The organism is Pseudogulbenkiania sp. FW507-F1, assembly GCF_058781125.1.
The window spans coordinates 20,766-43,675 of record NZ_JBYSWM010000003.1 but is presented as its reverse complement, the minus strand read 5'-3'; the positions used below and the strand labels follow the sequence as shown (position 1 = coordinate 43,675).

Here is a 22,910-nt window from a genome sequence, read left to right as displayed (position 1 = left end):
TCAGAGCGAGTGATATGCAAACAGCCGAGTTAATATATCGCGTCTATCCGTTCCTGTGGATGAAGCAAGCCATTCAAAACTCATTAAGTCAAGCTCTTGCTGCGAAGGATCACGCCCAAGCTCCCTTAGCAGTTCTCGGACCTTTTGGGGATTTACTAAACTCCAAATCGCAAGTAGAGACCATCGTTTGTTTGGGCTCAATTCTGATATTCTAGGCGCCGCATCCCAATGGGGAGACAGTTCATGGATGGTTTTTGCACCCTCGATTCCAGATTGAGGTATTATGAAATAATCTGAGAAATATCTGACGGCATCTTTCCATGCGGCCAGAAACATTGGTTGATGAATTTCTTTTGTTACTATCTCGTTGGCTAGTCTTACGGCATTCTCTGGGGTGTTTGCGTAAACAATAATGTCTTTCTCGGTGAAAGCACTGGGGACAAACCAATTGAGTCCATCAACACACACTGCGTCAGAAGGAGAGAAATATTTCTCAAGGGATATTACTTGCGGCCAAACATTTTGTATTGATTTCGGGAAGAATCGCTTTGCAACTCTGAACCCTGGAAGACCACTCAGGAGAAGCGTTTCAATGTCTTCTGAGTTGTATAGTTCAAAATCGATATTTTTTTCACGCTTCAGTCTTTCAAGTTTTTGCTCCAACCCTGTAGAAGCAATAGTTGAATAAAGCCCGACGAATACCTTACAGTCGAAACCCTCAAGTCGGTCGCGAATGTCAACTTCATCATTCACTCCGACAGATTCTTTAGAATGGGCGTAATGCTTACAGCTAACCAGTTTTTTAACTATGTTGCCATTTTCTTGCGTTTCGAGGCAAAGATCAATTCCTCCGTCAGCGCCCCTTGAAGGGCCTTTGATAATTTTTCCGCCAACTACACTCTCTAAGAATATCTTGGAAAATTTTTCAAACTGGTCCAAATCATTGGATTTGCCGCTTGCAGGTTCAATTTCAGTAAAATTTAGCCTAGCCATTGTGGATTGCCTTTTGTCAAATTCTTGGTTTTAAATTTTTCTTTAAAAGTGTGGCTTAGGTATTCTTTGGGTTTCTCTTTATTAATAGATTCAATACATCTTCCCTATTGTAGAACTTAACTTTTCTCTTGATGCCCCCGTGGTAAGATTTAATGAGACCAGTTTTTTCCAGATTTGGAAGAAAGCTACGGTGCATTCCTAATATTTTTCCAGCTTCACGAGCTGTGATGCTGTGTTGCATTGTGACTTTTACTATCAAAAAATCTTTGATGTGAATCAATTTCCACAGCTTAAGGTCTAAAATTTTCACAATTCCGGTTTCGATGTAATGAATGCGGAAATCATCAAAATCACTTCCAAGTCTATCCGCAGCTTCTTGAATATGTAAATACTCAGAAGAAGACAGCAATTCTAACAGATCGGAAAATGAATCTTCTGTCACCCTCACTTCTCGATTGTTGTCTTTTATCTTGTCGAGCACTCCATTTCGAATCAATACAATGACTTTCTGGGCGGATATCTCAAGTATCCTGCTGGCATCTTTGATGTAAACCCCTGGCAATGGATGGTGATTTAGATTTCCAGGTAGTCGCCCTGTCCTTGTGATATAGCCGCTGATCTCATTAAGAGATAGAAGATCAACCCCAACAATGTCCTTGCGGCGAAACAGGTAAACCAAAGTCCCATCTATACGAGGCCCAGCAATGGGACGCACTCCAATACTTTCAAGTTTCTCTGCAAAATTTGTCACGTTGTGTCGTATGGTTCGTGCCAGCGCACCGGCAGTAACATACTCAGCATTGAAACGTGCAATCTCCTCTGGGTGAATGACAAGTTTTTTGTGCTTGTCAATAACCTGGCTACTACCACTTAGCCATCCCTTCTTTACTAAACTCCGCAATATTTCTGGATGAACATCCAACTCTCGGGAAGCCTCTGACGCACCTAGTAGGTCATGCATTGATATCTTGTGAATAGCATTATTCTTTATTTTTAAATAATTTATTCCTTTATCAAGATCATATCCAAGGGGGATGACTTTCCCATTTTGAATGTCGATGATTAAATCTGCTAGGCTCTGATTTGGAGGCCGCCAAGAGAAATCAGAAGGTGCTGTTGATTTTGATTGTAGTAAGGATAGTAATTGCTCCACTTCATTTATCGATACACGGGCGTTGCTCAGGCCGGTAATTGTTTTACTCGTTAATATGCCTTTTTTAATAAATTCTTGAACTTGAGGGTTGCTTATCCCCAGTGCAAATGTTGCATCCTGCAGTGTAACAAGAAAATCTTGTTGGTGGCCTGTGTTGCTAATTATATGCAGGCTATTAATTTTTGATAGTATTCCTCGTGCCATGCTTCCTAGAGTTCCCTTTCTTTTAATAAATGGGAGGAGCTGTACACGTGGGTTTCGATGTTCGGCACGAGCTATAACCATCTGGCTGATCGTATCAATACTAGAAGATTTTCCGGCTCCCCAGGCACGCATCATGCAGAGGCGCCAATATTCATCAACTATATTTTCTCCAAGCCCATCAAATTCAGTAAGTGCCTGCCAGAATGAGAGGCACTCATCAAGTAATTTCTGAGATGGTGCCGTAAGCTGATCGTGTAGCCATACTGATGGTTCTCTATCTTCAGTGGGAGCAATCGTCAGTGTTAAGTCAGTTCCACATTCGCAAACACTCAGTCGCCCCCTGTTTAGTGCAAGAGTTTGGCTGCAATTTGGACATCGATCTAAAAGTAGCACACCATGTGTGTGGCAAACCGAATAGGGGCGAAGAGACCAAAGACAGCGCCAATATGGGTTGTTGGTCAGACAAAGAGGGCAAAAAACTGATGCGTCCATGCGGAAAATTTTTTCAGGTATCGCCGCATGCATAAAAATGCGAGGTGAGCCCCGGGTTGGCTTGCTTCGTAGAAATGCAGAACTGGCATAGTCTACGTTGAGCCCTAAGGCATTCATTAACTCTGCATAGCGTGTCTGGTCGGTTACAACTGCTTTTAAAGTACTAGCACCGCCATGCTTAAAACCACATGCGGACATTAGCTGCAAAACATTTTCAAAGCCATTTCCTTCTGCTGTGCGTATTAATAGGCTGGCGGCTGATTCATCCTGTTGCAAGATTGGGCGGTAGGGGAGTTTATACCTGTTCATCACTTCCCCCTGAACTGGGCCGCCAGCTCTCCTGTGTTCAGTCGGAAAGGGTTGCGCTTGGCAATCGATGCCTCTCCCATGACTCCCGAATCCCAGACTTCTGCAAATTCTTCTAGTGAAACGGATTGCCCCGATTTCCTCCAGGACATCAAAATTGCTTCCTTGATTAGTGTCATGACATACTCAAGGTTGCCATGTGTTGCAGCGAAGACTCTTAGTGTGTCTGAGTAGCTACCGATTAGTGGCATGTGTTGTAAAGAGAAGCGGCCGCGCGCATGAATACACATTTGGGTTAAGAAATGGTAGAGCGCCCCGGGTTTATCTTCAGTGCCTGGCACCAATGGTTCTAGTGAAAATCTGTGTTTGAAGCGTCGAGTCAACTGATAGCTTTGGTCAGAATCGATAAGTGCCACACTGTCTGGCGTGCCAGAAAGGCAAGCACAAACACCGCTGCTGTTCACCAAAGATTTTAGCCAGCGCAGCGCAACCATGTTTGCGGCGGCAGACCTATCATTTGTATTCAGTAGGTTATGACACTCATCCAAGAATATGATCTGAGTTCCACATTTTTGAAGAAGGGCTGCAATTCTTTTAGTTTTTGCTGGTATTGTACCTATATCCGGATTTAGGTCGTGCAATCCAGCCAGAATATTACTCGCCAAGTAATTCACAGAGACCGTGGCTGGCACCTCAGCCCTAAATGCGGGGACAAGCGTAACTTCAGCATCAATGGTCTGAATAATGCTCTCCTGTAGTCCTGCTTGAATAATTTTGCAGACACTACTTTTTCCCATGCCACCTTCAGCTAAGAGCATGCAGCCAACGGGTTCCTTGTATTGAAGCGATTGAATAATGCAGCGATGTATCCCTCTGATGGCCTTGTCCATTTCAGGGTGCCTAATCAGAACTTCATCTAGTTTTGAAATGCGCTCGATATTTAATGCTTCTTGATCTGATATTCCAAATTTAATCATTTATCCAACTCCGTAAAAATAATATCGTACCCATCTCCATTTTTATCGGCATTATCAGATTGATGATTTGTCGGTGTGGTATGGTTTGCGGGGATTTTCAGGGTTGAATATTCTTCTGCAGGCTGGGTGGCGTAAATGTTGGGTGCATCAGAGGGTGTTTCATCCTGGTTGCTTTGAAATTTTAACCGTCCTTTGCCATTGGTTATTTTGGCTATTTGGCGTTTGGCGAGCGTGGAGTCCTTTTGGATTTTTTCGAGAAGCTTCCACCATGCCAATAAGTAGGAGTATTTTCCGAGTCGTTTGAGGTCTGATTTACTCATGGAGTCTCTGACCTTCTTGGCTTCCTGATGGGCGTACCAAGTTAGTCCCATCGTATAATCCGGATTAGTTGACTCGGCCAGAATAAGGGTGCCGCGTTCCAATGGATGTTCAACGTAAACGGAATGAAGATCCAATTCGTCAACCAATACGGTGACGCGGGTCTCACCCATTTCTTCGAGTGTCGCCAATGCATGGGAGAAATACTCGATACCATCAATTCGTACACGTTCGTTATGGAGGCTGCGCTGCCATGGCCAGCGAGCGATTGCGTTGATTTCCTCTACAGAGAAGCTCTGTGCTGGCCAACCATTCATCGCGTCCTGCCAAGCGAGGATGGGCGCTCTACCGGTACGGGTATGGATGTTCTTGTGATAAACCTCGTTGATCCACTCAAGGATGAGCTCTTGCAGGCGCTCAAGCATAAATGCGGCTCTGCGACGAGAGTCATACTCACCACGGTCAATTGGGCATGAAAACGTAGTACCGCCACATTTTTGGACCAGTACATATGTAAGCGTCCGGAAAAATGATTCGATGTGCGGTTTGTCGTCTGGATCGCGCACTTCTGCCGGGACGATAATGATGCCGAGCAGCCCACAAAGACGGACAAAGGCCGAATTTTTGAAATCGACACCGTTATCAGGGATGATCCGGACCGGTATGCCCCCTGGCATGCCCAATCCCTGACGAGTCAGCATGTCCTTGACGGCAGCTAACGTTGTTGTTGCTGAAGGCGGAAACATGCTGATGTACACCCCGACAACAGCGCGTGTATATACGTCGATGATGCAGACTAAATAGGGTCTACCAATGATTTCCCCTGTATCTGGGTCTTTCAATTCGATATCTATATAGTGCGTGTCAATTTCCACCAAGAACATTGCCTGCGGGCTAAGAATTTGCCGTCCTGCAGCACGAGCGATGCGGTCTGCTGCAACTTTGCCTTTCTTGGCCACCGCGACCACATAGGGATCCAATGCTTGGATACGACGCTCAATGGTCCGTTTTGACGGTAGTTTGATTTCAGACCTATGAGCGTTTAGAAGACCCCGCTCTGCAAGCTTGCCAACCACATAGGCCAGCACGTCTTTGGCATGGCGGCGTTCGGGTCGGAGATAGACCTGTTGTATTCCTTCGGTGATGAGTATTTCGACTTCTGGAGAAAATCTGAGCGTTTTGTTACCGCGCAAATGAGTACGTGGTGCGAAGGCTGTGGCCGACTTCCCGTTTAGGAAGTAGCGCTGTACCCATTTAGCCACTGTTCGCGCAGCAGGAGGGCTGGGATCGTCAATCTCTTTGGCTAGAATTGGGATCAAATTTTCGAGTTGTTTTCGCGACTGTGGGTGCCTCAGTTGCGTTACCGCAGCACAAACGTAACGAGTTTGCCGAATTGTCAGCCGTGTTTCTGCGGGGCTAAGTTCGGAAAGTTTGCGATTCGCTTTGTCGGAGGACATTCGCTCAAGTTCGCCATCCATGAGCAAGAGCGTCCCCGATGCTTGCATTTCCATGAAACGTTCATAAGGCACACGGTATGGTTTGCCGCCGGCAGTGGCGGCATAGCGCACCATGCCAGCAGCAACATAAGTCACTTCGAACTCACTGCCGTGGATTACGAAGCGTAATCCCACTCTGGGTTCATAGGCATTGTTCGTCATTTTGGCACCCCCACTTGCAGGTCAAGCTGAAGTGGGCGATCCAGGTTCGCCTCAAGGCGACCATGAAACAGCAAATAGTCAATGATCAGTGGCGACAGTCCTGCCCCAGCCAGACGGTCGTACAACGCTTGGAGTGGTTGTGGCCCGGGCAGTTGGCCAATTTGCGCCATTGCCAGGTTACATTCCTGGACCGACCAAGATCTTGCAATTGCGCGGTTATACAGTTGGTAGAGGTTTTCGATCTGTATGGGGCCAGGCAGATCAGTCGTGTCGATCACGGAGAAGTCAAAACCGCATCGTGATAGTAGTTTCTCCGCCAAGTCGTGACGCGCCTGCTCCTCGTCAGTCAGGTGGCCTCGATTGGGCTTGATCTCCCGGACCTGCCAGCGATCATCCCAAGTTCGTATCAGGAAATCGGGGAAATAACGCTGGCCTTGGCTAAGCTCGATTTCAAGCGCTTGGCAGCGGTAACCGGCGACATTGGGATCGCGCTCAAGGAGTAGGCAGTAAAAAGCCTCTAGTTGGCTCTCCGGCACCATCGTTGCATTGTTGATGCGACTTGGGAAATAAGCTGGACGTTTTCCTCGTGAGCCTGGGTGGACGCGCCGGCGGCCGTGCAGAACATTGGCCAAGTCGGGTTTTGTGGAAAAAGCTTCTTCTGCCTGCTGCAGCAAGATACTGCGCAGGGCTTGATGGATGGGGGCAAGGTACATCACCACTCCCTACAGCACCGAACCGCAGACAAAGCGTTGCCCGTTCGGTGCAGTACACAGAATTGGATATGCCTGGATTTGGGTGTAAAGAAACCCGCCACTGGTCATAACCAGCGGAATCTCAGGTGCTCTAGGGGGTAAGGGGGCTTGACGCTGGAGGGCGTGATGACGATACTGAGTTTGGGAACTGTATTTGCCATCAGGCACTTACACCAACGGGGCATGCCGCCAGGTCTGTCCCGTTTTTACATTTGTCTTTCCTCCTTGCGTTGTTTGCGTCGAAGTCGTCTTGCTGGCTCTGAAGCACAATGCTTCAGCGCGTTCTGTATCCCCAAAATTTCCCTAATCAATCTAATCTGCACCGGACGCAACTCTCCGATGTGTTCGCGGAAGTCGTGCATAAGCCAATAGGTTTCTTCTGGGACATCGGCTGGAATGATCAGCTTGCGATGGGATGCGTCTGCAGCAAGGCGCAACTCTTCCTGCTCATTGGGTGGAAGATCCAATGAGTGAATCAGCCGCTTGATAAATTCGTCGGTGGGTGGCCCCTTGCTTCCCACTTCCAACGCAGAGATGTAGCTCTGCTCATAGCCGATCAGATCGGCTAGTTCGGACTGGCGGATGCCATGCTCCAGTCTGAGTTGATGCAGGTATCGGGAAAATGGGTTCACGGTAAATTTCTTGTGATCCTTTGAACTACCGTCAGAGTAGATATTTCGCCATCAAGTGTCAAACGTAAGTCATTGATTCTAAATGCAATATTTGTTGCAAACTCTAGGTGAATTTAGCTGGCTAAAAGAGTGGTGCTGGACCGGGCCGGCTCCTTACCTCAAATAAAATCATAAGCTTACGACCTTGCTTGGCTGGGTAAACGTTCTGGTGAAGCAGATCACCTGATGCAAATCATGATTTTTCCGTGGTTTGACGTTTATGCTTTTGGCACGTCCGACTTGCTACAATCAAAAGCATTGCAAACGTCGTAGCCAACCCATGCGCATCCTTCATACCTCTGATTGGCATCTCGGCCAGCACTTCATGGGTAAGACCCGCCAGGCTGAGCACCAAGCCTTTATCGACTGGCTGATCCAGCAGGTTCGAGACCATGCCGCCGACGCCGTGATCATCGCCGGAGACATTTTCGATACCGGCGCACCGCCTAGTTATGCGCGTGAGCTCTACAACTTGTTAGTTGTCGAGCTGCACAACACTGGCACCTCCTTGCTTATGCTTGGGGGCAATCACGATTCTGTTGCCACCTTGGGCGAAAGCCGGCCCTTGCTGTCCTACCTCAGTACCACCGTCATCCCCGCAATCGAAGAAGACCTTGATAGCCAGGTGCTGGTGCTGAACAAACGTAATGGCAGTCCTGGGGCCATCGTCTGTGCGATTCCATTCATTCGCCCGCGAGATGTGCTGCAGAGCCAAGCCGGGCAGAGCGCGGAAGAAAAGCAGCTTTCCCTGCAGGAAGCTATCCATCAGCACTACCAGGCCGTGTACAAGCGGGCCTGCGCCAAGCGCGACGCGCTACGCCTGCCATTGCCCATCATCGCTACCGGGCACCTGACGACTGTGGGGGCTAGCGCCACCGAGTCGGTGCGCGAGATCTATGTCGGTGCCCTGGAAGCGTTTCCGACCACTGCCTTCCCAACCGCCGATTACATCGCACTGGGCCATATCCACCGCCCGCAGAAGGTGGGTGGGCTGGAACACATCCGCTACAGCGGTTCGCCCATCCCCTTGAGTTTTGACGAAGCTGCTCAGCAAAAGGAAGTGCTGTTGGTGGACGTGGACGATATTGGCCTGATGGGGGTGACGGCGCTGCCGGTTCCACGCTTCCAGCAATTGGTCTCGATCAAGGGTGACCTTAAAGAACTGGAGGCTTCGATCCAGGAGGCAGCCAAGCTGGGCAGTGCCGAGCAGCCGGTGTGGCTGGAAGTGATGGTGAAAGGGGACGACTATCTGTCGGATCTGCAAACCCGCATCCAGGTCATGACCGAAGGCTTGCCGGTGGAAGTGCTGCGCCTGCGCCGGGATCGGGGCAATGCCGTAGCCGCCCTGCAAGCCGCAGCCAAAGAAACGCTGGATGAGCTGACACCGTTCGATGTGTTCAACAAGCGGATGGAACAGGAAGAGCTGGATGAGGCGCTGAGGGCACAGTTGGACGCACGCTATCGCAGCATTGTGACCAGCCTGCAGGAGGGCACAGCATGAAGATCCTGACCCTGCGCCTGAAGAACCTCAACTCGCTCAAGGGCGAGTGGAAAATCGACTTTACCCAGCCACCGTTCAAGGACAATGGGCTGTTTGCCATTACCGGGCCTACCGGGGCCGGCAAGTCCACGTTGCTGGATGCCATCTGTCTGGCGCTTTATCACGAAACGCCCCGTCTCAAGACCATCTCCGCTTCATCTAACGAGATCATGACCCGCCACACCGCCGACTGTCTGGCCGAGGTGGAGTTCGAGGTAAAGGGGCAGGTATACCGTGCCTTCTGGAGTCAGCGCCGAGCCCGCGACAAGGCCGACGGTGCTTTGCAGGCACCCAAGGTCGAACTAGCCGATGGTGCCGGCAACATCCTGACCAGCCAGATCAACGACAAACTCAAGCGTATCGAGGCAATTACCGGCCTGGATTTCGCTCGTTTCACCAAGTCCATGATGCTCGCGCAAGGCGGCTTTGCTGCCTTCCTCAATGCCAGCGCCAATGAACGTGCTGAATTGCTGGAAGAGCTGACCGGCACCGATATCTACGGTCAGATCTCACAACGGGTATTCGAGCAGGCCCGTGACGCCAAACAGGCGCTGGACCAGTTGAAGGCCCGTGCGGATGGGGTGGAACTGCTGCCTGAAGAACGGCGGCAGGAAATGCAGCAGCAAATCGACACGCTGACTCAGCAGCTGGCTGAGTTGCAAACCCAGCAAATGCTGACGCAAGCCTTGCGTCAGTGGCGTCATGAGCTGACCCAGGCCGAGCAGGCAGCCGTGCAGGCACGAGAGGGCGAGCAAGTCGCCCGGAATGCACTGGATGAAGCCGAACCCGAACTGCAACGCCTGCAACAGAGCGAGCCAGCCGAGGGGATGCGCCCCGTCTATCAGGCTTGGCAAGACGCGCAGGCAAGATGGGATCAGGCCCGAAGTGCGCTGGACAAAGTACAGGTCACACTGGCGGATAGCCAGCAACAGACCGTTATCGCCCACTGGCAGGCCAATACCATTGCAACAGGGCTGGCTGAGCACGCCAGGCTGCAGTACACAGCGGCGCATGACGAACTGCAGGTCTTGCAAGCCTGGCTGGCAGAACATGGCCATTTTGCTGTTCTGGGCGAGCAGCTCAGCGGCTGGCAGAGCCAGTTCAGCCAGATCCAGCAGGTGCAGCATGCCTTGCAACAGCTGCACGAGCAGTTGCAGGAACAGCAGGGCAAACTGGAAGCAGCCGAACGCAGCCAAGAAGAACAAAAAGCACAGCTGGATTTAGCCCAAAAGGAGCATGAGCAAAAGCAGCATGCCGTCCAAGCTGCAGAACAGGCTGTGGCCAACATTTGCCACGGCCAAACACTTGCCGAACTGCGCGCTAGCTGGATGGGCGCACAGCAACAGCTGCAGTCCTGGCGGCAACTGTCGCAGTTGGCTGCACAGCAGCGCCAACACGCCAGTCAGCAAGTACTGCAGCACACCGCAATCACTGATACCCGGCAGCAAATGACTGCTCAGCAAGCGTTGCTCGACACTCTGCGCCGGGACTACCGCCAGTTGAAGGAACAGGTAGACGACAAACGCCGGCTGCTGGCGCAGGAGCAACGCATCCAGAGCCTGGAAGCACACCGCGCTGCGCTGCAGCCTGGTGAGGCCTGCCCCTTGTGTGGCTCGCACGAACACCCTGGCATCCAGACCTACCAGCAGCTGAGCGTGTCTGATACCGAGCGTGCCCTTCAGGAAAAAGAGGCTGCGCTCGCGCAGCTGGAAGAGCAAGGCAATGCGGCCAAGGGCGAGCAGGCCAAGCTGGAAGGTCGTTTGCAACAGCAGCAGGAAGTACTGCAGGTGCTGGAGCAGGCACAGTGGCAGGCCGCTACGGCCTGGCGCGACCAGGCTACGCCGCTGGGGCTAGGCGACAACGACTGGCAGCAGGAAGACAAACTGCAGCAAGAGCTGGCTAAGGCAGAACAGCATGACGCCGAATTGAAAGCCCAGTTGGCGCAAGCGGAGCAGGCAGAACAGGACCTGGCAGTGGCCCAGCAGCTGGCTCACCGCAGCACCCAAGCGTTGCAGGAAGCAGGGAAGCAATACGAGCTGCTACAGCAGGCCTGTCAGCATGCCATGCAAGGCGTAAAGTCGCTTACCACACAGCAAGAACAGGCACGCAATTCGGCGCAACAGGCCCGCAAGCAACTGCAAGCTGCCATTGCTGACAGTGGCTTTGTCGTGGCAGATGACATGGCGCAATGGCTGGTCGATCGACAGCAGGACTGGCAGGTATGGCAAACGAGGCAGCGTGCACAGCAATTGCAGCAGGCTGAGCTGCTCAAGCTGCAAAATCATCTTGAGCAGACAGCCACCCTTGCCGAAGGCTGGCAGCTCCGTTGGAGCAAACTGGATGTCGAAGCTCCAACCGACCAGGCCAAACCGGAGATCGACGAGCCATCCTTTGCCCGCTACACCGACCTGGTAGAGGTGCTGACTGCACAGATCGCTAATCTGCAGGGCCAGCAAACTCAGTTGAGCACTGACCTGACCTTACTGCATCAGCAGTGCAGCGAGGCTGAGGCCGCTTGGGCGGCTGCACTGCAAACCAGCCCCTTCGACGATGCCGATACCTTCATGCTGGCACTGCTACCAACTGAGGAGCGCCAACGCCTGCGTAACTGGCAGCAACAGCTGACGCAAGCGCTGGAACGCAGCACTGCAGTACGCCAAAGTGCAGAGGCCACCCTGCATGCACTGCAGCAGCAGAATCGCACACCGCTCGGCCTGATCGAGTTGGATGAAGCGCAGGCAGCGCAAGACGGGCAGCGACAAATCCTGTCCGGCGAACAGGGCGCTCTGAATGCCTTGCTGAGAGACGACGCGCAGCGCCGCGAAAACCAGCAAACGCTATTCCATCAAATCGAACAACAGGCCGCCGACGTCGATATCTGGCAACGACTCAACAGCCTGATTGGTTCGAAAGAGGGCGACAAATACCGCAAGTTTGCCCAAGGGCTGACACTGGACCACCTGATGCATCTTGCCAACCGTCATCTGGAGCGGCTGCACGGCCGCTACCTTTTGCAGCGTAAGAGCAGCGGCGAGCTGGAGCTAGAAATCGTGGATACCTGGCAGGCCGACGTCACTCGTGATACCCGTACTTTGTCCGGAGGTGAAAGCTTTCTGGTGAGCCTGTCGTTGGCTTTGGCGCTGTCTGACTTGGTGAGTCATAAGACGTCAATAGATTCGCTGTTCCTGGATGAAGGTTTTGGAACGCTGGATGGTGATCTACTGGAAATTGCGCTAGATGCGCTGGATACCCTCAACGCTAGTGGTAAGTCGATTGGTGTGATCAGCCATGTAGAGAGCATGAAAGAGCGCATTGCTGTGCAGATCCGCTTGCGTAAAACGGGAGGGGTGGGAGTATCTGCGCTGGAAATCATTGGTTGATGAAGTCGCTGTGTTTTTTAGGTAGTGTGAATTTCTATTTTCATATTTTCAAAGGTGGCTATATGAAGTTACATTCAATAAAAATAACCGGATTTCGCAAGGCGAAGCACATTGAAATGCCTTTTGGAGATGCTACTTTCTTAATTGGATCAAATAATGCAGGAAAGAGCACAATTCTAAAGGCGATTGAGCTACTGTTGTCGTCCAGGAAGACAGTTCCAAGTAGTGAATATTTTTCTGTTGTCGATGAGGATACTCAAGAAACCAAGCCCGCCACAGACAAAATAGTGCTGGAAGCTGAATTTAGGAACCTCCCATTGGAGTCTTTGGAGTGGAGAGGGTTCAAAGGAAGGATTTTTAACTACCCGGTAGTGGATGAAAATGACTCTGGCCTATCTGTTACATATCGAAAGACTTATAAATTAGGCGAAGATGTTGTTATTGAGTTTAAATCAAAAAACAAAGAGATTGACGAGAGGTTTAATAAATGCAAGACAGGGCAAGACTATATAGACAACGGGGTTGATGAAGCTGTAATAAAAGAGCTGTTTTCTGAATTAAATGCAAATATTGGAAAGAGTCAAGCTGCAATTCAGAAACTTGATCAGCTTGATGAGATATGGAAGGTGACAGAAGGTGAGTCATGGTTTAAAAACCCCGGCGGCATTCCGGGTAACGTTCTAAAAATGCTGCCGCGATATTTGCTGATACCTGCTGATACATCAGTTGATGAACTGGGAGGGACGTCCTCTGGTGTTTTAGGAAAAACTCTTAATGAATTGTTTGAAGATGTACGATCAGAGTCGGAAAATTACTCACAAGCTCAGGCTTATTTGGATAAATTAGCAAAAGAGTTGGACCCTAACGATTGCGACTCTGAATTTGGTAAGATGCTAATAGAACTCAATTCAATTTTGGCAAATGTATTTCCTGACTCAAAAATACATGCAACAACAAGTCTTAGTGACCCAAAAACAGCACTCAAGCCTGCCTTTAATATTGAGATGTCTAGCAATGTAAGAACACCTGTCTCTCATCAAGGTTCTGGTATGATCAGGGCAGCTGCGTTTGGCATGTTGAGATTTAGGCAAAAGTGGCTTTCAAAAAAGGAAGATCAGCATAAGAGGGCTCTAATAATATGCTTTGAAGAGCCGGAAATATATCTTCACCCCAGTGCTGCAAATCAAATGCGAGACTCCATTTACGAGCTAAGCGGAGATGAGTCACAAATTATTGCAACAACGCACTCTCCTTTTATTATTGATCTTTCTAGGAAGCCTAGACAGATACTGAATAGTCTCCGATCAACGGATGATGGAATCGGGGTGATGCCGTTTAATGTGTCCGACGCGTACAAGAAACTTGAAAGCTCGGATAAAGACCATGTAAAAATGCTGCTAAGAGTAGATGAGCATGTCGCAAGAATGTTCTTTACAAAAAATGTGGTGATTGTCGAGGGGGATACGGAGGAAATACTGATCAAAGAAACCCTTAAAAGGCTTAACAAGGCTGATTATTTAAATATCGTATCTAATTTTGAAATTATAAAGGCTCGGGGCAAGGCATCAATTATTGGCTTGGTGAAATACTTGGTTAGTATGGGTATCGCCCCTTGTGTTGTTCACGATAGGGATAAGGGGGAGCCAGGTGCCGAGGTATTCAATGCACCAATCGCCACTGCATTAGATGGACGCGGGAAGGTTGTACAAATGCACGAATGTGTTGAGAATGAAATTGGTTATCCAGCCCCGAGCTCTGAAAAACCATTTAAAGCATACGAACAGACAAAGTCCTGGGGGGATGTTTGGGAGGAAATACCAGAAGGATGGCAAAAGAAAATGAAAGAAGTTTTCGGTGATTATATTACGACCTAATAGGAATTCCGTTGCTTCTATATGGGGCGCAGCATAGGAGCCCTTATGGGGGCTCTATGCTGAATTCTCAATGAAACTTATAAAGTTTCAGAAATGCCGAGCAATCAGGTAATAGATTATCTTAATCTTTTAAATGGATACCCAGCCTTCTTGATGTATGCGTCGAAATATGATCCATGTGAAGATGCAGACATAAGACCGTCGTAGACTGCAGTGGGTACTCCTGAATAGCTATAGAGTCCCCCATTGAGAAATTCTACCTCTAGTGTCAGTATGTTCGAATCGTACCCTACCGACTTAAGATTGCTTGATACCACTGGAGTTCTATCCATGATGTCCCTTTCATTAAATCAATCTGGCGGATGCCAATTGCATTGTATGGCTTGAACGCGCAAATTATATTGATTTAGGTGAAGGAACTAATGAAGAAAGCCCGCTTGCGCGGGCTTTCTTCTGCAGCTTTATATGTCGTCGAGTGCAAGCTTATCTGTCGTTTTGGCAGGCTTATGTGTCGCTCGACGATGACAGGAAAATCAATCCCAGCTCAACGCCCCGCCGGTCTGATATTCAGTCACTCTCGTCTCAAAGAAATTCTTCTCCTTCTTCAGGTCGATCATCTCGGACATCCACGGGAACGGGTTGGTGACGCCCGGGAACATCGGCTCCAGGCCGATCTGCTGCATGCGGCGGTTGGCGATGAAGCGCAGGTATTCCTTGAACATGGCGGCGTTCAGGCCGAGTACGCCGCGCGGCATGGTGTCTTCGGCGTAGGCGTATTCCAGTTCCACGGCGTGCTTGAACAGGCCGGTGATCTCGGCCTTGAATTCTTCGGTCCAGAGCTGCGGGTTTTCCTGCTTCACGGTATTGATCAGGTCGATGCCGAAATTGCAGTGCATGGACTCGTCGCGCAGGATGTACTGGTACTGCTCGGCGGCACCGGTCATCTTGTTCTGGCGGCCCAGCGCCAGGATTTGCACGAAGCCGACGTAGAAGAACAGGCCTTCCATGATGCAGGCGAACACGATCAGCGACTTGAGCAGTTGCTGGTCGGTTTCGGTGGTGCCGGTCTTGAATTCCGGGTTGCACAGGGTGTCGATGAACGGGATCAGGAACTCGTCCTTGTCACGGATGGATTTGATCTCGTGGTAGGCGTTGAACACTTCGCCTTCGTCGAGGCCCAGCGATTCGACGATGTACTGGTAGGCGTGGGTGTGGATGGCTTCGTCGAAGGCCTGGCGCAGCAGGAACTGGCGGCATTCCGGCGCGGTGATCTGGCGGTAGGTGCCGAGCACGATGTTGTTGGCGGCGAGGCTGTCGGCGGTGACGAAGAAGCCGAGGTTGCGCTTGACGAGGCGCATTTCGTCTTCGGAAAGCTGGCCGGTCTTCCACTGTTCGATGTCGCGCTGCATGTTCACTTCTTGCGGCATCCAGTGGTTGGCGCACTGCGCCAGGTATTTTTCCCAGGCCCACTTGTACTTGAACGGGACGAGCTGGTTGACGTCGGTCTGGCCGTTGATGACGCGCTTGTCGCTGGCGTTGACGCGGCCGGTGCCGTGGGCGTCCATCGAGTTGTTGGCGGCGGTAACGGGGGTGATCGGGTCTTCAAAGCTCAGCATGCGGATACTCCTGGTTATTCTTTCTAAAGTGTTTCGATGGGCTTCGGCCAACCTTCAAAGGTTGGCCGAAGCCCGATGTTTCAATGCCATTCCGAAACCGGCTCGGCGGAACCGGCTTGAGAATGGGGCAGGGGGCTGGCCCTTCCGATTGTTGCCCGGTCGACGGGCGACGCGGTGCTTCTTCCGTCTTGCGGCCGCTGGTTGCCTGCCGATCTACTTCAGTAGCCGCCGTTCACCCGGCCGGTGAGCGGGCGGATCGCGATTGACGACAAGTCGTTCACCTTCCACACCCGGCGCATGTGGCCGAAGTCGCGGCGCTGCGCGTCGCGCAGTTCCACTTCCGGCCGGTAGTTGAGGTCGAACCATACTTCGCCGAGGTAGACCGTTTCACCCTCGCGGATGTCGAACGGCTTGTTCAGCGCAAAGTGCGTGACGCGGTGGTAAGAAGACCACCACAGATCATCATCGCTCCACTGGCCCCAGGCGTCCTGCAGTTCGTAGCGCCCCGGCGGCAGCGCCACCAGTTGCAGCTTGCCTTCAGCCGGGCTCATGCCTTCTTCGCCGAACACGGTGTCGGTGTTGAAGCTGGCCCAGACCGTGCCGTGCCGGCTGTTGTCCAGACCGCGCCAGTTGAGGTTGGCGCTGGCGCTGTCCGGCGTGAAGGTGCGTACCGTCATCGAAAAGATCGCGTAACCCTGGCCCGGCGGCGGCTTCAGCGAGCCGTGCAGCTGGTCGGCCATGGTGGTGCAGCCGGCGAGCAGGGCGATGACACACAGCAGCAGTAAACGGCGCATGACAATCTCCTCGGCGACGTGAGGTCGCATGGGGTTTTGACTGGCCGGACGGCTACCGGGTTCGGCTCATCCTGAAGCCGGCTCGGGGAACCGGCTTGGGGATGAGGGGTTGGCCGAAGCGGGCTTCGCTTCGGCCAACCTTGGTGGAACGCCTCATTCCTTCGCAACGCTACGCTTGCCTTGCTCAGTCAGGGGCTTCCGCTCCACTTCTACATTATTGGCAAACCTCGCATGCCTTGCGGGCCTGGCGATTCACCGCGCAAGGCGGTGAGTCGCATCCGGGTTGTTGCTTCGCATCAACCGCCGATGGTTCCGCTTGCCTTACTGGCAAGCCTCGCAGTCGGGGTTGTCGATCGAGCAGAACTTGGCGTCGGTGGCCGGGGTGTTGTCCACTTCCGGCGCGGCGCTCACGGCCGGGGTGGTGGCCGATACCGCGTTCAGCTCGCCGCCGCGACCGGTCGACTTCTCGGCGCTGGTGGCTGCCAGGGTGCGCAGGTAGTAGGTGGTCTTCAGGCCGCGTACCCAGGCGTACTTGTACAGCTCGTCCAGCTTCTTGCCCGAGGCGCCTGCCATGTACAGGTTCAGCGACTGCGCCTGGTCGATCCACTTCTGGCGGCGGCTGGCGGCGTCCACCAGCCATTTCGGGTCCATCTCGAAGGCGGTGGCGTAGATCGCCTTGAGCTCGGCCGGGATGCGGTCGATGCGGCCCAGGCTGCCGTCGAAGTATTTCAGGTCCGAGACCATCACTTCGTCCCACAGGCCGAGCTTCTTCAGGTCACGCACCAGGTGTTCGTTGGTGACGGTGAACTCGCCCGACAGGTTGGATTTAACGAACAGGTTCTGGTAGGTCGGCTCGATCGAGGCGGACACGCCGATGATGTTGGCGATGGTCGCGGTCGGGGCGATGGCCAGGCAGTTCGAGTTGCGCATGCCGTGTTCCTTGATGCGCTCGCGCAGCTTGTTCCAGTCCAGGCGCTCGGTGCGGTCCACGTCGAGGTAGCCGCCGCGTTCGGCCGCCAGCAGGTTGATGCTGTCGTGCGGCAGCACGCCGCGATCCCACAGGCTGCCCTTGTACGACGGGTAACGGCCGCGTTCCTGGGCCAGTTCGCTCGACGCCCAGTAGGCGTGGTACGCAACCAGTTCCATCGATTCATCGGCGAACTCGACCGCTTCCTGCGAGGCGTACGGGATGCGCTTCATGTGTAGGCAGTCCTGGAAGCCCATGATGCCCATGCCGACCGGACGGTGCTTCAGGTTGGAGTTGCGCGCCTTCTTCACCGGGTAGAAGTTGATGTCGATGACGTTGTCCAGCATGCGCATGGCGATGCGGATGGTGCGCTGCAGCTTGGCGCCGTCGAGCGTGCCGTCGGCCTGCATGTGACGGGCGAGGTTGACCGAGCCCAGGTTGCACACGGCGATTTCATCGTCGTTGGTGTTCAGCGTGATCTCGGTGCACAGGTTGGAGCTGTGAACCACGCCCATGTGGCCTTGCGGACTGCGGATGTTGCACGGGTCCTTGAAGGTGATCCACGGGTGGCCGGTTTCAAACAGCATGGTCAGCATCTTGCGCCACAGGCTCAGGGCCGGGATGCGCTTGGACACCTTGATCTCGCCGCGCGCGGCCATGGCTTCGTATTCCTGGTAGCGCTTCTCGAAGGCGGCGCCGACCAGGTCGTGCAGGTCCGGGCACTCGGACGGCGACAGCAGCGTCCACTCGGCGCCGTCCATCACGCGCTTCATGAACAGGTCCGGAATCCAGTTGGCGGTGTTCATGTCGTGAGTGCGGCGGCGGTCGTCGCCGGTGTTCTTGCGCAGTTCGACGAATTCCTCGATGTCGAGGTGCCAGGTTTCCAGGTAGGCGCATACCGCGCCCTTGCGCTTGCCGCCCTGGTTGACCGCCACGGCGGTGTCGTTGACCACCTTCAGGAACGGCACCACGCCTTGCGACTTGCCGTTGGTGCCCTTGATGTGCGAGCCCATGGCGCGTACCGGGGTCCAGTCGTTGCCCAGGCCGCCGGCAAACTTGGAGAGCAGGGCGTTTTCCTTGATGCCTTCGTAGATGCCGTCGAGGTCGTCCGCGATGGTGGTCAGGTAGCAGCTGGAGAGCTGGCTGCGGCGCGTGCCGGAGTTGAACAGCGTCGGGGTGGACGACATGAAGTCGAAGCTCGACAGCACGTTGTAGAACTCGATGGCGCGGGTTTCGCGCTCCACCTCGTTCAGCGCCAGGCCCATGGCGACGCGCATGTAGAACGCTTGCGGCATCTCGATGCGGGTGCCGTTCACGTGCAGGAAGTAGCGGTCGTACAGGGTCTGCAGGCCGAGGTAGCCAAATTGCAGGTCGCGGCTGGCGTCGAGCGCGGCGCCCAGCTTTTTCAGGTCGTACTCGCCCAGGCGCTCGTCCAAGAGTTCGGCGGCGATGCCCTTCTTGATGGCCTGCGGGAAGTAGTCGACGTAGCACTGGCCCATTTCTTCCTGGCTCACGGCTTCGCCGAGGATTTCCAGGCGGATGTTGTTGAGCAGCAGGCGGGCGGTGACGTAGTCGTAGGCCGGGTCCTGCTCGATCATGGCGCGGGCGGCCAAGATGGAGGACTTGTTCACCTCTTCTTCGCTGACGCCGTCGTAGATGTTCTTCAGCGTTTCGGTGAGGATGGCGTCGACGTCGGTTTCGGCCAGGCCGGTGCAGGCCGATTCGATGGTGGCGCGCAGCTTGGCGATGTCCAGCGGCAGCTTGGCGCCGTTCTTGCGCACCACGTTGATGGTGATCTGGGTCAGGGCTTCGCCACGGGCGGCGCGCTCGCGCGAGCGCTCTTCACGGTACAGCACGTAGGCGCGGGCCACGTCGTGCTCGCCGGCGCGCATCAGCGACAGCTCCACCTGGTCCTGGATGTCTTCGATGTGGATGGCGCCGCCTTCCGGCTTGCGGCGCATCAGCGCACTCACCACCATCTCGGTCAGCTGGGCGACCTTGTCGCGGATGCTGGCGGAGGTCGCGCCCTGATGCCCCATGATCGCCAGGAAGGCCTTGGTCATGGCGATGGAAATCTTGACCGGTTCGAACGGTACGACGGCGCCATTGCGGCGGATGGTCTTGTACTGGCTGAAGTCGGCTTGCGGTGCGGCGGCTCGGCCGAGCTCGGCGGCAGTTTGCCCTTCAAAGGTGGTCAGTTGCATGGGGCCCTCTTGCTTTGGGTGGTGGATTGCCAGCGGGACGAATCCGCTGTGGACAAGTCTGTTGAAAAGCTGTGTGTTAGCTGTGGGCAAACACTATATGTATTGTTTTACTGCGGAACAGGCCCAAATTCTAGTGGTGAGTGAGCGGCAGAACAAGTCTTGACAGCGCGCTGGAAAACGGAAATCCGCGTGGTTATTGGCTTTGCGGCCGACTTCCCATTTTCGGTGCTTGCCGTGTTATTGCGGTGCGGCAGGCTACAAGCCCCGTATTACAAGGAATGGTTCGCTGGCAACAAAACAACACCAGATGGTGTGGGCATGGCGTGTGGCGGCGATGCTACGCCGCAGGCATGAAAAAACCGCCACGGTGGGCGGTTCGTGTCGGTGCCAAACCCGCTGCTCAGGGTTCGATCCAGATCAGGCTCGCCATGCGCCCGGTGGTGCGGTCGCGGCGGTAGGAGAAGAAGCGCTCGCGATCGATCACGGTGCAGAAGTCGCCGCCGTAAACCTCGCTGATGCCGAGTGCCGCCAGCCGCTGTCGTGCCAGTGTGTAGATGTCGGCCAGGAACTTGCCCTCGCCGATGTCGGTGAACGCCTCGGCGGCGGCCGGATCGTGCGCCATGAAGGCAGCACGTACCTCGGCGCCGACTTCGAAGGCATCCGGCCCGATGGCCGGGCCTAGCCAGGCCATGAGGTTGGCCGCCTGCTCGTTCATTGCGCTCACCGTGGCCTCGATCACGCCGTCGCACAGCCCGCGCCAGCCGGCATGGGCGGCACCGACCACGCTGCCGTCACGGCTGGTAAGCAGTACCGGCAGGCAGTCCGCGGTCATGATCACGCATACCGCGTCCGGGGTGCGGCTCACGCTGGCATCGGCCTCGGGCGGAGTTTCGGTGACGTCGGCGGCGTTCACCACGCGCGTGCAGTGCACCTGGTTGAGCCAGGCCGGCTCCTCCGGCACGAAGCGGCGCAGCGTCTCGCGGTTGAGGGAAACATGCTCGGGCAGGTCGCCGACGTGGGCGCCGAGGTTGAAGCTGTCGTAGGGCGCTTCGCTGACGCCGCCCTTGCGGGTGGTGATCAGAGTCTTGACCTTGGCCGGTGCCGGCCAGTCGGCCGTCAGCCAGTCGGGGTTAGTCGCGAACATACAGCACCTCGACATCGTAGTCTCCGTCGTCCCAGTCCTCGTCGTCCTCGTCGAGGTTGTCATGCTCGGCCATTTCCTGGGGCTGGCCTTCGCCGCCCAGTACCGCGAGCAGATGCTTCATGTCGTCCGGCAGCTTGGCCTTCCAGGTCATTTCCTGGCCCGTGGCCGGGTGGATCAGGGTCAGGCTGTAGGCGTGCAGCGCCTGGCGGCCCAGCGCCTTGACGGCCTCTTCGACCTCGTCCGGCATGGTGTGGCGCGGGTTGCCGTAGAGCGGGTCGCCGGCCAGCGGGTGGCGTGCTTCGCGCATGTGCACGCGAATCTGGTGCGTGCGGCCGGTTTCCAGACGGCACTCGATATACGAGTGACTGGGGAAAGTGGCCAGCACGCGCACGTGGGTGATCGCCTGCTTACCGCCGAATTTCACCACGGCCATGCGCATGCGGTTGTGCGGATCGCGCCCGATCAGGGTCTCGATCTTGCCGTCGAACGGCACCACGCCGTCCGCAATAGCCCGGTAGATGCGTTTGACGCTGCGCGCCTGCATCTGGCGTACCAGCTCGGTCTGCGCCGGGATGGTCTTGGCCACTACCATCAGGCCGCTGGTTTCCTTGTCGAGCCGGTGCACGATACCGGCGCGCGGCACGTGGGTCAGGGCAGGGCAGTGATGCAGCAGGCCGTTGAGCAGCGTCCCGGTCCAGTTGCCGGCCGCCGGGTGCACCACCAGGCCGGCAGGCTTGTTGATGATGATGATGTGGTCGTCTTCGTAGACGATGGGCAGTTCCATTGCTTCCGGATGGTAGGCGAGCTGTTCTTCGGTTTGCTGGACGGCAACCTCGATGTGCTCGCCGCCCAGCAGTTTGGTTTTGGGGGCGGCAGGCTTGCCGTCCAGCAAGACGTGGCCATCCTTGACCCACTGGGTCAGGCGGCTACGCGAGTAATCCGGGAGGAGTTTAGCCAGCGCCGCGTCGAGCCGCTCGCCTGCCAGAGACAGGGGAACGTCGAACTGTTGCGTCGCGGATACCTCGTTTTCAGAGATATCGCTATAATCCTCGGAGTCAAAGTAAGGATCGGTCATGAAAAGATACGTTGCAGCAATGTTGGTGGCGCTTAGCCTCGCCGGGTGTGCTTCCAATGAGCCGTATGATGAAACACGCAGTTGGACCGTTGAAAAACTCTACGCCGAGGCAAGGGACGAGTTGAACAGCGGTAATTATACCCGTGCTGTCAAACTCTACGAAACGCTAGAGGCCCGTTTCCCTTACGGACGTTATGCCCAGCAGTCGGAAATGGACCTGGCGTACACTCATTACAAGGACAATGAGCCGGAACTGGCCATTGCTGCGGCCGACCGTTTCATCAAGCTGCACCCGACACACCCTAACCTCGACTATGTGCTCTACCTGAAGGGCCTGGTGTATTACAACGATGATTCCGGTCTGCTGGCCAAGTGGGCCGGCCAGGACATGAGCGAGCGCGATCCGCGCGCGACGCGCGAAGCGTTTCTGGCGTTCCGCGAGCTGACCAGCCGCTTCCCCAGCAGCCAGTACTCGGCCGACGCTGCCGAGAAGATGAACAAGCTGATCAAGGCGCTGGGTGGGCACGAAATGCACGTGGCTCGCTATTACATGAAGCGTGGTGCTTACCTCGCCGCCGCCGGTCGTGCGCAGAACGTGGTGAAGGAATACGCCAACACCGGTTATCTGGAAGAGGCCCTGGCGCTGACCGTAACGGCCTACGACAAATTGGGCATGCCGCAACTGCGTGACGATGCCCGGCGCGTGCTGGAACTCAACTATCCCAAGAGTCAGTACCTCGCCAAAGGCTGGCAGACGGAAGAAATGCCGTGGTGGAAGTTCTGGAAATAATC

Annotated in this window: 17 protein-coding genes; 5 read left to right on the top strand and 12 right to left on the bottom strand. The window is 54.4% G+C overall.

Going from position 1 to position 22,910, the window contains the following annotated elements; all coding sequences use genetic code 11:
• The 6 genes from AC3WG5_RS02815 to AC3WG5_RS02790 form a co-directional block, all read right to left on the bottom strand.
• Positions 1-993: a hypothetical protein gene (locus AC3WG5_RS02815; protein ID WP_482582015.1), complete on the bottom strand. Its 993-nt coding sequence runs from the start codon at positions 991-993 to the stop codon at positions 1-3.
• A 55-nt stretch (positions 994-1,048) separates the two neighbouring features.
• On the bottom strand, positions 1,049-3,151 hold the full coding sequence (locus AC3WG5_RS02810; RefSeq protein ID WP_482582014.1) for a TniQ family protein: 2,103 nt from the start codon (positions 3,149-3,151) through the stop codon (positions 1,049-1,051).
• Positions 3,151-4,125, bottom strand: coding sequence for a TniB family NTP-binding protein (locus AC3WG5_RS02805; RefSeq protein WP_482582013.1), 975 nt, complete (start codon positions 4,123-4,125; stop codon positions 3,151-3,153). The genes AC3WG5_RS02810 and AC3WG5_RS02805 overlap by 1 nt, the downstream gene beginning before the upstream one ends.
• Positions 4,122-6,101 carry a TnsB C-terminal domain-containing protein gene (locus tag AC3WG5_RS02800; RefSeq protein ID WP_492567692.1) on the bottom strand — a complete coding sequence of 660 codons (1,980 nt, stop codon included), beginning with the start codon at positions 6,099-6,101 and terminating at the stop codon, positions 4,122-4,124. The genes AC3WG5_RS02805 and AC3WG5_RS02800 overlap by 4 nt, the downstream gene beginning before the upstream one ends.
• Complete coding sequence (locus tag AC3WG5_RS02795; RefSeq protein WP_482582009.1) at positions 6,098-6,814, bottom strand: hypothetical protein; 717 nt, start codon at positions 6,812-6,814, stop codon at positions 6,098-6,100. The genes AC3WG5_RS02800 and AC3WG5_RS02795 overlap by 4 nt, the downstream gene beginning before the upstream one ends.
• Before the next feature lie 245 nt (positions 6,815-7,059).
• Positions 7,060-7,485 (bottom strand): helix-turn-helix domain-containing protein, encoded by a 426-nt coding sequence (locus tag AC3WG5_RS02790; RefSeq protein ID WP_482582008.1) that lies wholly within the window; start codon positions 7,483-7,485, stop codon positions 7,060-7,062.
• Between the two features lie 319 nt (positions 7,486-7,804).
• On the opposite strand from AC3WG5_RS02790, the gene sbcD reads away from it, so the two are divergent.
• The 3 genes from sbcD (at position 7,805) to AC3WG5_RS02775 (ending at position 14,318) form a co-directional block, all read left to right on the top strand.
• Positions 7,805-9,025 (top strand): exonuclease subunit SbcD, encoded by a 1,221-nt coding sequence (gene sbcD, locus AC3WG5_RS02785; protein ID WP_482582006.1) that lies wholly within the window; start codon positions 7,805-7,807, stop codon positions 9,023-9,025.
• Positions 9,022-12,444, top strand: coding sequence for an AAA family ATPase (locus AC3WG5_RS02780; protein ID WP_482582004.1), 3,423 nt, complete (start codon positions 9,022-9,024; stop codon positions 12,442-12,444). The genes sbcD and AC3WG5_RS02780 overlap by 4 nt, the downstream gene beginning before the upstream one ends.
• A gap of 62 nt (positions 12,445-12,506) precedes the next feature.
• Positions 12,507-14,318, top strand: coding sequence for an AAA family ATPase (locus tag AC3WG5_RS02775; protein ID WP_482582002.1), 1,812 nt, complete (start codon positions 12,507-12,509; stop codon positions 14,316-14,318).
• A gap of 116 nt (positions 14,319-14,434) precedes the next feature.
• On the opposite strand, the gene AC3WG5_RS02770 is transcribed toward AC3WG5_RS02775, so the two are convergent.
• The 4 genes from AC3WG5_RS02770 to AC3WG5_RS02755 form a co-directional block, all read right to left on the bottom strand.
• Positions 14,435-14,650: a KTSC domain-containing protein gene (locus AC3WG5_RS02770; RefSeq protein WP_482582000.1), complete on the bottom strand. Its 216-nt coding sequence runs from the start codon at positions 14,648-14,650 to the stop codon at positions 14,435-14,437.
• 201 nt (positions 14,651-14,851) lie between these two features.
• A complete protein-coding gene (locus AC3WG5_RS02765) occupies positions 14,852-15,934 on the bottom strand; it encodes a ribonucleotide-diphosphate reductase subunit beta (protein ID WP_008954077.1) in 1,083 nt (360 codons plus the stop codon).
• Between the two features lie 218 nt (positions 15,935-16,152).
• Positions 16,153-16,728 carry a hypothetical protein gene (locus AC3WG5_RS02760; RefSeq protein WP_482581999.1) on the bottom strand — a complete coding sequence of 192 codons (576 nt, stop codon included), beginning with the start codon at positions 16,726-16,728 and terminating at the stop codon, positions 16,153-16,155.
• Between the two features lie 321 nt (positions 16,729-17,049).
• Entirely contained in the window at positions 17,050-19,899 is a 2,850-nt protein-coding gene (locus tag AC3WG5_RS02755; protein ID WP_492567690.1) for a ribonucleoside-diphosphate reductase subunit alpha, read from the bottom strand.
• Between the two features lie 159 nt (positions 19,900-20,058).
• Between AC3WG5_RS02755 and AC3WG5_RS02750 the strand changes: the two genes are divergently transcribed.
• On the top strand, positions 20,059-20,253 hold the full coding sequence (locus tag AC3WG5_RS02750) for a hypothetical protein (protein WP_492567689.1): 195 nt from the start codon (positions 20,059-20,061) through the stop codon (positions 20,251-20,253).
• A gap of 46 nt (positions 20,254-20,299) precedes the next feature.
• Here AC3WG5_RS02750 and pgeF read toward each other — a convergent pair whose 3' ends face one another.
• On the bottom strand, positions 20,300-21,043 hold the full coding sequence (gene pgeF, locus AC3WG5_RS02745) for a peptidoglycan editing factor PgeF (RefSeq protein ID WP_492567688.1): 744 nt from the start codon (positions 21,041-21,043) through the stop codon (positions 20,300-20,302).
• Positions 21,030-22,118 (bottom strand): 23S rRNA pseudouridine(1911/1915/1917) synthase RluD, encoded by a 1,089-nt coding sequence (rluD, locus tag AC3WG5_RS02740; protein ID WP_492567687.1) that lies wholly within the window; start codon positions 22,116-22,118, stop codon positions 21,030-21,032. The genes pgeF and rluD overlap by 14 nt, the downstream gene beginning before the upstream one ends.
• Here rluD and AC3WG5_RS02735 point away from each other — a divergent pair.
• The gene (locus tag AC3WG5_RS02735) at positions 22,117-22,908 is read left to right on the top strand and encodes an outer membrane protein assembly factor BamD (RefSeq protein ID WP_492567686.1); all 792 of its coding nucleotides are present in this window, start codon (positions 22,117-22,119) and stop codon (positions 22,906-22,908) included. The genes rluD and AC3WG5_RS02735 overlap by 2 nt on opposite strands.
• Positions 22,909-22,910: the final 2 nt, after the last annotated feature.